At 46.8% G+C, this 11,787-nt stretch carries 9 protein-coding genes; 2 read left to right on the top strand and 7 right to left on the bottom strand.

Going from position 1 to position 11,787, the window contains the following annotated elements; all coding sequences use genetic code 11:
- The first annotated feature begins 99 nt into the window (after positions 1-99).
- Complete coding sequence (locus ABXS85_RS09695) at positions 100-2,241, top strand: methyl-accepting chemotaxis protein (protein WP_353666327.1); 2,142 nt, start codon at positions 100-102, stop codon at positions 2,239-2,241.
- Between the two features lie 121 nt (positions 2,242-2,362).
- On the opposite strand, the gene ABXS85_RS09700 is transcribed toward ABXS85_RS09695, so the two are convergent.
- The 6 genes from ABXS85_RS09700 to purU are packed head-to-tail and all read right to left on the bottom strand — an operon-like array spanning position 2,363 to position 9,217.
- Positions 2,363-2,950: a sarcosine oxidase subunit gamma gene (locus tag ABXS85_RS09700; protein ID WP_353666328.1), complete on the bottom strand. Its 588-nt coding sequence runs from the start codon at positions 2,948-2,950 to the stop codon at positions 2,363-2,365.
- A gap of 1 nt (position 2,951) precedes the next feature.
- Complete coding sequence (locus tag ABXS85_RS09705; RefSeq protein WP_353666329.1) at positions 2,952-5,867, bottom strand: FAD-dependent oxidoreductase; 2,916 nt, start codon at positions 5,865-5,867, stop codon at positions 2,952-2,954.
- Positions 5,864-6,172 carry a sarcosine oxidase subunit delta gene (locus tag ABXS85_RS09710; protein WP_353666330.1) on the bottom strand — a complete coding sequence of 103 codons (309 nt, stop codon included), beginning with the start codon at positions 6,170-6,172 and terminating at the stop codon, positions 5,864-5,866. The genes ABXS85_RS09705 and ABXS85_RS09710 overlap by 4 nt, the downstream gene beginning before the upstream one ends.
- 10 nt (positions 6,173-6,182) lie before the next feature.
- Positions 6,183-7,430, bottom strand: coding sequence for an FAD-dependent oxidoreductase (locus tag ABXS85_RS09715; RefSeq protein ID WP_353666331.1), 1,248 nt, complete (start codon positions 7,428-7,430; stop codon positions 6,183-6,185).
- A 15-nt stretch (positions 7,431-7,445) separates the two neighbouring features.
- Positions 7,446-8,339 carry a bifunctional methylenetetrahydrofolate dehydrogenase/methenyltetrahydrofolate cyclohydrolase FolD gene (folD, locus tag ABXS85_RS09720; RefSeq protein ID WP_353666332.1) on the bottom strand — a complete coding sequence of 298 codons (894 nt, stop codon included), beginning with the start codon at positions 8,337-8,339 and terminating at the stop codon, positions 7,446-7,448.
- 17 nt (positions 8,340-8,356) lie between these two features.
- Positions 8,357-9,217, bottom strand: a complete 861-nt coding sequence (gene purU, locus ABXS85_RS09725) for a formyltetrahydrofolate deformylase (RefSeq protein ID WP_353666333.1) — start codon at positions 9,215-9,217, stop codon at positions 8,357-8,359.
- Between the two features lie 182 nt (positions 9,218-9,399).
- On the opposite strand from purU, the gene ABXS85_RS09730 reads away from it, so the two are divergent.
- A complete protein-coding gene (locus tag ABXS85_RS09730; protein ID WP_353666334.1) occupies positions 9,400-10,158 on the top strand; it encodes an IclR family transcriptional regulator in 759 nt (252 codons plus the stop codon).
- 126 nt (positions 10,159-10,284) lie between these two features.
- Here the strand turns inward: ABXS85_RS09730 and ABXS85_RS09735 are convergent, their stop codons facing one another.
- Positions 10,285-11,775, bottom strand: a complete 1,491-nt coding sequence (locus ABXS85_RS09735; protein WP_353666335.1) for an aldehyde dehydrogenase — start codon at positions 11,773-11,775, stop codon at positions 10,285-10,287.
- Positions 11,776-11,787: the final 12 nt, after the last annotated feature.

The raw sequence follows: 11,787 nt of genomic DNA on the forward strand, positions 1-11,787 counted from the left end.
AGCACCAATCAAGTGGCAAAATTTTTGCTTTTTTTATGTTCTCCCCCTTCGCAATTACATCAAACGTAGTTGAACAAAGTGCAACGGAGCATAAAAAAAATGACATTAAAAAGTAACAGCATGGCGCTTTCCCCAAATGAACGAAAATGGCTTCCTTGGTTTGGAACCAATAGTCGTTTGTCCCTCTTTAAATCTTGTTATCTCAACCGACACACCTACGCAAATGTTGAAAAAACCTTTGAAGGAATTGCGAATACTCGCGTAAAACTCCTCAACACTTGGGTTAGTAATCAGTGGTCTCAATTGGAAGTTCTGCTAGAGATCATCTCTGAAGGTTTCCCTAACATTGATTCAGCGGCACTGGAAGAAAGATTCAATATCGTCGCCGACGTCAGTGAATATTTTGTGATTGATGATCAAGGAAAAGTCATCAACTCTACCGAGAAAAGCCGTATTGGCCAACGGGATCTCGATCAAAAAGCCGTCAATGAAGGACTCAAAGACTATTTTCTACATGGTCCTTACGTGGATCAAAACACATTGAACATTGGCCCATCTAGCTCAAAGTTCCATGACGCTGTGACCATCATGTTTTATCTGCCAATCAAGCATGATGGTAAAGCACTGGGTGCGGTTTGCGCGCGTGTGCCAAACGATGTCTTAGGTGACATCATTCAGCGAGAAGCGGGTCACATTTATAAAGAGTCGGGTGATAATTACTTGTTTATGGTCAAATCTCATTTTGATCCGAGCATTTTGCCAGGAATAGCCTTATCCAGATCACGCTTTGAGGATGACACCTTCAGTCATGGCGAAAACCTCAAAAGTGGTGTTAATACAAAATGGGGCGTCGTCAAAGTACAACGACATACCGAATTTGAAATACGCTTTACCGACCCAGCTACACAGCAATTGCACCCAGGAGTACGAGAAACCATTAAGAATGGTCACAACCTTTTTGTCACCTATCCAGGTTATTCCGACTATCGCCACATTCCCGTCATAGGTAAAGGCGTCACCTTTCAGCTAAAAGGCAGTCCAGACACATGGGGCATGATGTGTGAAGGAGATTTAGAAGAAGTTTACCGACGTCGCTCAATAAACATAAAATTAATGGAAGGTTATTTGCTGGCGTCTACGTTACCTCTGCTGATCTGCTCAGGTTTGCATGCCTTTACTGACCTTTCTATTACCAGTGATTTAGCCATTTCGTTTGCCTGCTTATTGCTTGCTGGTCTGTTATTCAATCATTTCGGAACCAAAAAAATCAGCCGAAATATGAGCCAGATGACGGAAGTCATTCAAACCATTGCAGAAGGCGAAGGCAACCTTAAACAACGCCTTCATGGAGAGCTGAGTAACGATGAAACTGGGGATCTAGGCCGCTGGATGAATAGCTTCATCGACAACCTTGATCACACCATAGGGGAAGTCATTTCCGCCAGCAAAAATGTGAAAAACTCAAATCAATTCATGGTAAACACCAATGAAGAAGCCAAAGATGCCTCTCATTATCTGGCCAGTACTGTGGAAAGCATGCTCAGCATGTTTCAAAAGCAAGTGAACGAAGTAGAAAGCGCTTCTCAAACCGCCAACAACCTCAAAAATACCATGGATCAAGTGGTCGCCAGTGCCAAGCAGCGTCTGCAAGACGCCAAAACAGGTACGCAAGAAATTCGCGACGTGGTGCGTACTACGGCAGAATCGGTCAAATCCTTAGATCAAAAAACCAATGAAATTGCTGGTATCATCACCACCATTTCTGACATCACCAATCAAACCAACCTATTGGCCTTAAACGCCGCCATAGAAGCAGCGCGGGCGGGCGAACATGGTCGTGGTTTTTCTGTGGTAGCAGACGAGGTACGCAGTCTGGCGGCAAAAACTTCAGACGCAGCGGAAGAGATTCAAAGCATGCTCGAAGGCATACAAACCGAAACGCGTAATGCAGTTCACTTCATGGAAAAAGGTGCCGAAAACGTAGATCGCAACCTACAAGTTAACGAGCAATCTGGTAACGAAGACAACAGCCTGTATGAATTGGTGGATACGTTATTTGAGGCCATGTCGCTACTCAATGAATCCAACAAGGAAAATGCCAATACCGCGCAAGAAATGGGTGCCGCCACTGAGCAAATGAAGCGCTCTATCGCCGCTTTACAGCGCCGCTCATCCCGTGTGGGATTGTCTGCTTTGAAGCTCAATTCCCTGGTAGGACAATTCCAAGTGAGCAAAAGCTAACTCTAGAAAAGAAAATGACGCGATATTAACGACTCTGTTTACTCCAAAAGCGCCATCACGGCGCTTTTCCTGATCGCAAAAGAGCTTGATTGCACAAGAGCCTGATTGCAAAAGAGCCTGATCATGCAAATTCTTCCGCTGCATCCCATAAGGCGTCCCATAAATGCTGCGAGCTGGCAATATCACTTAGTACCAAAAAACGGCCAGACTGAGATTCCGAAGCCGCATTGATAACGATGGCGTTCACTCGCGCGACAGAGGTCTGAGCAAGCTGATTGACCAAAAAAGCATGCCGACTCAAATCCACACCACAGATTTTTGCAAACATAGATTCACAATCTTCACCCACACAAACAAACATGGCGTGACTGTGCTGGCAATATAAACGGTATATGCCTTCGCCCTTAAGTGCCGACACTTCCATATCCATTATGCGCTGGGCATTCTGCTGCGTTTCATCCAACAACCAAAATTCAGTATTGCTTAAACGCACCACACGAATACCTGACGCATCTAACAAAGAAAGGTTTGGCTGAGTAGGAACCGGCAAGTTTTCAGAGGCTAAAAAAGCTTCTACATCAGGGCCTCGAAAACCAATTCGAGAAACTTGTGTGTAATCCTCTATCTTAATGCGGCTTGTTATTGAGGGCGTATGATGAATTTGTGTTGTTCGCAACTCAGGCATAGCATTGACAGTAAATACAGACATGTTAAACCACCTCCTGACGACTAGCTTGCGGATCATAAAATGGCAATTCCACTACCCTTGCCAATACTGCTTGTCCCGACACTCGAATGGGTATTTTGTGACCTATGTCTTGCTGATCAATTCCCACAAAGGCAAGGCCTATGTATTCCCCTAAGGTAGGAGAATATTCACAGGAAGTGACATTACCCGTGATATTAGCGTCATCGCCTACACCATCCAGTACAATGTGTCCTTCCTCTGGTTTCGGCTGGGTCTTGTCCAATGTAAAGCCAACCAGTTTTCGCGTTTGCTGACGTGCCATCACGATATCAACCGAGCGACTACCAACATAAAAAGGCTTTTTGCGGGCGATCGCCCATTCTAATGACAACTCGCCGGGATGAGACATGCCATCTGTATCTTGACTGACAATGATGTGTCCCTTTTCAAGGCGCAATAAACGCTGGGTCTCGACACCAAACGGACGCATATCAAATTCTTCGCCAGCCACCATCAACAAGTCCCAAATCATGAGAGCAAACAAACTGGGCATATGTACTTCATAGCCCAACTCACCGACAAAGCCCACACGCATAAGACGTACCGGCATACCCTGTATGGAACCTTCTCGGTAACCCAGATAGGGAAAAGCCTCATTGCTAAAGTCCACATCCTGACAGACTTTCTGCAGCACTTTACGCGCCAGCGGGCCAGCCACATTTACCGCAGCAAAAGCAGAGGTCACGTTGGCAATATCCACCTGCAAACGCCATTGGGCATTCCACTTCGTCATTTCTCGATAGACAGCATCCACCCCACTGGTCGTAGCCGTCACATAAAAGTGATTTTCCGCAATTCGGCAAGCCACCCCATCGTCTACCACCACACCTTGCTCATTGGTCAATACCGCATAGCGGGTTTTACCAATCGGCTGTTTTACAAAGGCAAAGGTGTAAATACGATTCATGAATTCGGCGGCATCTGGACCACGTAATTCAATCCCTCCCAAGGTGCTCACATCTATCATACCAACGCCATTACGTACCGCTAAGGCCTCGCGCTCAATCAAGGCATTGCGATCTTGTTTTGGGCCATAAAATGCTGGACGTCGCCAAATGCCCGCCGGGATCATATGCGCGCCCAATTCAACATGACGCTGATGCATGGGCGTGTATTTATGGGGGTTGAAAATACGCCCAGCAATATTAGCCAACTTCTCTGGCACAAAAGGCGGACGTGCGGTTGTGACACCCGTTTCACTGACGCTTCTTTGCGTGGCTTGAGCGACCAAACGAGCCGTTGGCAAGGCTGAATGACGCCCTTGTGACGGCCCCATGCCGACCGTTGAGAAACGTTTCACCAATTGCACATCTCGGTAGCCAAGACGGGTCGCATTGATAATATCCTTGGCTTGTAAATCTTCATCAAAGTCAACAAAGTCTTTGCCTTTTGGATGTTTGAAGATAGGCCAATCAAAGTTGGTTTTTCGATCACAGATGACTTGAGGAAGACTTGTGTCACTTAACTTGAGCGCCAACAGAGCTTCTTGCGCTGCGCGCTGCCCATCCAACAACACCTTCTCCAGTTCATGAACACAGTTTACCGAGCCGGCAATGAACACATTGTTGGGTAAATTCGATAAGCTAAAGCGAGCACTTACATCATCGTATTCCAGCTTGGCGCCACCCTGACAGAGCAATTGATAAGCCGGCATATAGCCTGCCGACATACACAAGAGGTCACATGGAATGGTCACCCCATCCATAGCTACTTGTCCCTGCCCTTTAATGCTATGAACTTTTACTGCCGCCAGATGTTTTTTATCACTGGTCGCAAGGGCTTCATAAACCGTCGACTGCCCCTTGACCTTAATACCCAGTTGCTCAACTTCTGCGAGCAAGGTTTGCTCAGCGCCCTCTTTACGCATATCCACCAGCAAAGGCACCTGCACACCATTCTTTGTCAACTCAATAGCAGCAAGGTAACCGTCATCATTCCCCGTCAAGACAACGGCTTTTTGCCCAGGCTTCACCGCATAATGTTTCATTAAGCGCAGGGCGGCACTGGACATCATGATGCCCGGCACATCGTTATTGCGAAACACCACATGCTGCTCAAACGCCCCGGAGGCCACCACGCATTGTTTGGCGCGCAACTTAAACATTCTGTTGCCTTGAATGACGGGCAGGTAATTATCAGCAAACCAAGCGTTACAAGTAGCGTTAACCAGTACACGAATCTTAGGGTGTTGCTCCACTTTTTCCACCAAGCTGGATAAGGTTTCTTCTGCCAACTGACCTGCCACATCAAAACGATGATAGGTTAACGCTCCTCCCAGTTGCGGGTTTTCATCGATCAATATGACATCCGCGCCCCCGTCTGCCGCATGAATAGCGGCCGATAAGCCTGCAGGGCCAGCACCAATAACAGCAAGATCACAAAATCCGTAGGCTTTATCATGATAAGTCGGTGTGAAATCAAGATCCGCCACACCTAGACCGGCTTTTTTACGAATAAAGGGTTCCCATTTATCCCAAATGCCTTTTGGCTTATAAAAGGCACGATAATAAAAACCCACCGGCATAAAGCGGCTGCCATAGCCCAGCTTGGCATCTTTGTCATGCTCTAGCGAGCCATTGTAGTTTTGTCCCATCACCACAGTTTGGTCGGCCACCTCAACTCGGTCGCCTAAGACATTGGGCTCTTGGGGCAATTGCACCAGTGTATTGGCATCCTGACCTGCCATGGTCAAAGGGCCTCTTGGTCGATGATATTTAAAGGAACGTGACATTAACCATTGACCATTCGCCACTAAAGCACTGGCAATAGAGTCACCTTGAAAACCACTATAACGAGTACCTTCAAACTCAAAACGGATTTCTTTATTGCGGTCTATTAATGAACCCAGTGGTAGTGCCAGACGCTCTAAGCCACTCATTTTGACACCTCCGAAGCAGAGTCTGCCTGATCAAATTCAACACGCTCTTGATATAACTCACTTGGATCAAAAGTTCGTACAATTTCGTCTGAAGCCGTATGACGTTCGGCAATAAACCAATATCCAGAGGGTGAATGGAACCACCATTCTAGAACCAACCTAATGGTATTATCTGAGTAGAAAACATAGTCAGCCCATTCTTTATCAGTGCAGGTTTTATGGTTAGGCATGGTTTTTACTTCGCCACCATAAACAAACTCTGAAATGTTTCTTGGGCCATTCAGTGGACAAGTCATTAGTTTCATTTTGCATCTCCTAGTGGCTAGCGGCCGTAGCACCCATTTCATTGACTTGACGGAAAACATCAAAACGATCCATGGCAAAAGGCGCAATCAATTCAGGCACTTTGCCGCCACTGGCAACCAGCTCAGCCATGGTCTTGCCGCAGATAGGTGTTGATTTGAATCCCCAGGTTCCCCAGCCCGCATCAAGGTAGTAATTCTCCACTGGGCTTAACCCCATGATGGGACTGTAGTCAGATGTCATGTCCGTGATACCTGCCCATTGACGCATCAGTTTGAGATTTGCCATGAAGGGAAACATCTCGACGGCACTGGCTAGCAAGCTTTCTTTGAGATCTAAGGTAGAACGAGTGTTATAAAGCGGATAAGGATCTGATCCGCCGCCAAAGACAATTTCGCCACGACCGGTTTGCTGAACATAACAATGCAAGGCAGATGAGCTCACCAAAGGGTCTAAAAATGGTTTTACCGGCTGAGTCACCATAGCCTGTAATGGATATGTGGTGATCGGCATTTTAATCCCCGCCATAGCAGCAACAAGAGAACTGTTACCTGCAACCGCTTGCACCACACAACCACAGCTCACCTTGCCACGATTGGTTGTCACTCCCGTCACCTTACCTTGTTCAACTGTCACTCCTGTGACCTCAGTAAGCTGATGCAATTCAACGCCACGCTGGGTAGCACCTTTGGCATAGCCCCACGCCACCGCATCATGACGCGCGGTAGCACCATCAATATGCCAAAGACCTGCAAGAATGGGCATATCAGCCGGATTCATATTAAGAGTAGGGACAAGCTCTTGTATCTGTTGTGGGTCAATCAACTCAGTACGTCCGCCAAAGTGTTTATTGACTTCGGTACGTTGACGAAATGAGCGCACTGTTGCGTCGGTATGGGCTAGGGTTAACTGACCACGAGAGGAATACATGATGTTGAAATCAAATTCGTTGGACAGACCTTGGAACAAATCTACCGATTGCTTGTAAAACTTGACGCCTTCAGAAGTGAGGTAATTTGAACGAATCACCGCCGTGTTTCGAGCTGTATTGCCACCCCCAAGATAGCCCTTTTCCAATACCGCAATGTTCGTCACACCATGATACTTGGCAAGATAATAAGCCGTGGCAACACCATGACCACCACCGCCGATAATCACTACATCATAGTGGCTTTTGAGTTCTGTTGGCGCAGGCAAGTCTGCGTTTTTCTCAAATGGGTAATCGTTAGAAAGCCCATATTTCAACAATGAAAATGGCATAGACTGTGTCCTCACTTAGCTAAGTGTATGGTGTAATCCGTTCGCTTGATCTCTGGCATATTGAGCGGCAACTAAGGTGTTTTTCATCAAACAAGCTATGGTCATGGGCCCTACGCCACCCGGTACTGGTGTAATGGCTTTGGCGAAAGGGGCCACCTTGGAGAAATTCACATCCCCCACCAATTTACGTTTGCCCGCTTGCTCAACCGCATTAATCCCCACATCGATCACCACAGCACCCGGCTTAACCCAGCTTTCGTCAATCAACTCGGGTTGTCCTACTGCGGCCACTAAAATGTCCGCCTGACGAGCAAGGAGATTGGCTTGATGGGTTTTCGAATGGACCACAGTGATGGTGCAATTGGCTTGCAACAGTAGGTTTGCCATGGGTTTACCCACGATATTGGATCGCCCTACAATCACAGCATGCTTGCCCGATAAGTCGCCCAATTCGCGCTGCAAAATTTCAAGGCAACCTAAAGGTGTACAAGGAATTAAGCTGGCTTGCCCTGTAGCCAAGAGTCCAACATTATGCGGATGGAAACCGTCCACATCTTTTTGCGGTGCGATTAATCGAATGACTCGCTCTGCTGATAAATGCTTTGGCAAAGGCAACTGCACCAAAATACCATGCACATCTTCTCGTTGGTTTAGCTCTTCAATGATGGCTTCCAAGGTTTCTTGAGTACAGTCTTCTGACAGGCGTTTTTCAATGGATCGCATACCAGCTTCTCGGGCACGCTTAATTTTATTACGCACATACACAGCACTGGCAGGATCTTCTCCCACCAAGACAACCGCTAAACCAGGAGCAGGCAAATCAGCGTCAAGTAAATGCTGTACTTGCTCGCTCACCTCTCGAATGAGATTGTCGGCCAGTCGCTTACCGTCAATAACACGTGTCGACATGGACTTCTCCTACCCTTTTATTTAAAGACCACGGTTTTATTGCCGTACATAAAGACACGGTGTTCCAAATGAAGGCGTACTGCACTGGCTAAAGCCACCGTCTCAGTATCACGACCCACAGCTACCAAACGTTCTGGGGAATAAGAGTGATCAACCGGCTGCACTGATTGTTCAATAATGGGGCCTTCATCCAAGTCTGAGGTCACATAGTGAGCTGTGGCGCCAATCAATTTAACACCGCGAACATGGGCTTGATGATAAGGTTTGGCCCCTTTAAAGCCGGGTAAAAAAGAGTGATGGATATTAATCGCGCGACCATGTAACTCTTTACAAAGAGCGTCAGACAAGATCTGCATATAACGCGCCAATACCACAAGATCGGTGTCAGTCTCTTCCACAATTTGCAACAATGCTGCTTCCTGCTCAGGCTTATTTTCTTTGGTAATGGGCAAGTAAACAAAACGAATACCTTCACGCTCTGCCATTGCCCGTAAATCTTTATGATTAGATACAATGGCCGTAATTTCCATTGGCAATTCACCTTTACGATGACGATACAGCAAGTCATCCAGACAGTGATCAAACTTACTGACCATCAATAAGACACGCATCGGCTTTGTCGCATCAAAAATCTCCCAATCCATATCAAATTGGGTCACTTGCGCATCAAACCCATCACGAATTTTATCCAGCGTGGTGTCGTCCGATTCAATACGACACACAGCACGCATAAAGAAACGTTGATTTTCTTCATCATCATACTGATGCATCTCAGAGATGTAGCAGCCTAAACCCGCCAAGTAGGAACTTACCGAAGCCACAATACCACTGGTGGCATGACAAGCAGCCTTAAGTACAAACGTATTTGATTCCGACATTTTTTCTCCAACATCTCGTTCATTTACAGCTGAAAACAAATGATCAACACTTTGCATTTGTTTATCAAAAGTAAATTAAATATATTATCAGGAAACAGAAATGACAATAACTTCCCATTTCTAAATTGAAAATATCGAAATTTCCTACGCTGACGAAGTTATCTTTTATATTTGGAGAAAACATGAACAAGTCGACTGACTATCTTGTCCCAGCACTAAGCCGTGGTTTGCACATCCTTGAGCTGTTTGATGCACAACACAGAATCTTGACCACTCAAGACTTCGCTGAACAGCTGAAGGTCAGCCCATCTTCCACCTATCGGATAGTGCAAACCTTGCTTGATCTAGGTTACTTAAAAAAGGTGGCGCGCAATGCGTACGAATTGGGCCCACAAATTGTTTCCCGAGGTTTCGCTTACCTTGCCGGAAAAGAACTGATTGATATTGCTGCTCCATACCTTAACAAACTGCGCGATGAAACCTCTATCTCTTGCCATTTGGCCGTCAGAGATGGCTTAGACAGCTTGTATATCTATCGGGCTCAGGCGTCTCAGCGTCTATCCGTTAACATTCCTTTAGGCACACGATTGCCCTGTCATACCAGTGCCATGGGGCGTGTATTATTACAGCAATTAAGTGATATTGAGCTGAGTGCCATGTATCAAACCCAGCAACTAGACATGTACCCAAGTCCTCATCCGCAGACCCTCTCTGAACTCAAACACCTACTCCAAGAGGAATGGCAACAGGGCTATTCCAGCAATCGCTCCGATAATGCCACCGCCATTGCCGCGCCGATAAAAAACTATCTCGGCAAAACCATTGCCGCCATCAATATCTCGGGGGCAGATCAAGTAATGAACAACCCAGAAAAGTTCGATATTGCCAAAAATCAATTATTAAAAACAGCGCAGTCTATATCTCAGGTAGCGCCAGCATAACCAGCATAACCAGCATAACCAGCATAACCAGCATAACCAGCATAACCAGCATAACCAGCATAACCAGCATAACCAGCATAACCAGCATAAAAGGTAATCTGATAAACCTGCTAGCTGGCTTTTTAGTTAGCGCATAATAAAAGGATTCGACATGGGTTCAGAGGATGTACTGATCCAGGTCGTGCGCACACGGGTGTAATCTTGTATCGCCTGAATACCAGCTTCACGACCATAACCGGACTGATTCACACCACCAAATGGGGCCATGTAAGAAACCGCACGATAGGTATTCACCCAGCAAATACCTGATTGAATCTGCTGGGAAACACGCAAGGCTTTTGCTAGATTCTCAGTAAATAGACCCGATCCTAGACCAAACTCTGAATCGTTTGCTAAGGCAATCGCCTCTTCTTCCGTATCAAAACAAGCAATCGACATCACTGGTCCAAACATCTCAACATGCAAGGTGTCAATCTCGGCATGTGGGCATTCCACTATGGTCGGTTCAAAATAAAATCCAGAGCCCAACGCATTCAGTCGTCGCCCTCCCGTCAACAGCTTCGCCCCTTGCTGTATTGAGTTTGCCAATGCTTTCTCAATGCCTTCTATTTGCGCTAATGTACAAAGCGGGCCAATATGAGATTGCGGATCCAAGGGGTCACCGACACGAATTTGTGCCGTTCTTTCTAATAAGCGATCACGTAACGCTGGATAAAGGTCTCGTTGCACATAGACTCTCGAACCCGCCACACAGGACTGACCTGATGCACCAAAGTTACCAGCAATAATACCGTTCGTTGCACTTTCTAAATCCGCATCATTGAACACTAAAATCGGCGACTTACCGCCCAATTCCAGTGATGTGACCGCAAAATTATTGGCGGTATTTCGCACCACATGTTTGGCGGTTTCTGGGCCGCCAGTAAAAGCCAGACGATCAATGTCCGGATGACTGGTCAAGGGAATCGCGCAACCTTCCGCGTCTCCTGTTATCACCGATACTACGCCCTTTGGAAACCCGGCTTTTTCAATCAATTTGGCGAATTCTAATATGGCCACTGGAGCCAATTCAGAAGCCTTGATAATCACGCTACAGCCCGCCGCCAACGCGGGAGCCAATTTAGTGGCCGTAAGGAACATTTGGGCATTCCAAGGCACCACTGCCGCCACGACACCAATGGGTTCTGGTTTAGTAAAGACATGCATATCTGGCTTATCAATGGGTAAGGTCTGACCTTCGATTTTATCGGCCAAACCCGCATAATAACGATAATAATTGGCAACATATTTCGCTTGCGATTGGGTTTCTGCGGCCAATTTACCACTGTCTGTGGTTTCCACTGCGCCCAATACTTGAGCATGCTCCTCAAGCAGGTCGGCCAATTTATGCATTAATTGACCTCGGGCGGTGGCACTCAGACCTGACCAAGCAGGCTCAGACAAGACGCGACGGGCCGCTTTTACTGCGCGATCCACATCTTCTGGTGCAGCACATGCAAAGCTTGCCCATGGCTCCCCTGTGGCAGGATTGACAGTAGGCATCACTTTTCCAGCAGCGCCTTCCACCCACTCGCCATCAATGAATAACAAATAATGCGGTAAGCTAATCTTTGACATATGGCCTCTTCA

The organism is Marinomonas sp. THO17 (assembly GCF_040436405.1).
In the GTDB taxonomy this organism is placed as follows: domain Bacteria; phylum Pseudomonadota; class Gammaproteobacteria; order Pseudomonadales; family Marinomonadaceae; genus Marinomonas.

Excerpts from the sequence above, each read along its gene's own strand:
- ABXS85_RS09710 (WP_353666330.1), bottom strand. The coding sequence starts at position 6,172 with ATGAAACTAATGACTTGTCCACTGAATGGCCCAAGAAACATTTCAGAG.
- ABXS85_RS09730 (WP_353666334.1), top strand. The coding sequence starts at position 9,400 with ATGAACAAGTCGACTGACTATCTTGTCCCAGCACTAAGCCGTGGTTTG.
- ABXS85_RS09700 (WP_353666328.1), bottom strand. The coding sequence starts at position 2,950 with ATGTCTGTATTTACTGTCAATGCTATGCCTGAGTTGCGAACAACACAA.
- folD (WP_353666332.1), bottom strand. The coding sequence starts at position 8,339 with ATGTCGACACGTGTTATTGACGGTAAGCGACTGGCCGACAATCTCATT.
- ABXS85_RS09705 (WP_353666329.1), bottom strand. The coding sequence starts at position 5,867 with ATGAGTGGCTTAGAGCGTCTGGCACTACCACTGGGTTCATTAATAGAC.
- ABXS85_RS09735 (WP_353666335.1), bottom strand. The coding sequence starts at position 11,775 with ATGTCAAAGATTAGCTTACCGCATTATTTGTTATTCATTGATGGCGAG.
- ABXS85_RS09715 (WP_353666331.1), bottom strand. The coding sequence starts at position 7,430 with ATGCCATTTTCATTGTTGAAATATGGGCTTTCTAACGATTACCCATTT.
- ABXS85_RS09695 (WP_353666327.1), top strand. The coding sequence starts at position 100 with ATGACATTAAAAAGTAACAGCATGGCGCTTTCCCCAAATGAACGAAAA.
- purU (WP_353666333.1), bottom strand. The coding sequence starts at position 9,217 with ATGTCGGAATCAAATACGTTTGTACTTAAGGCTGCTTGTCATGCCACC.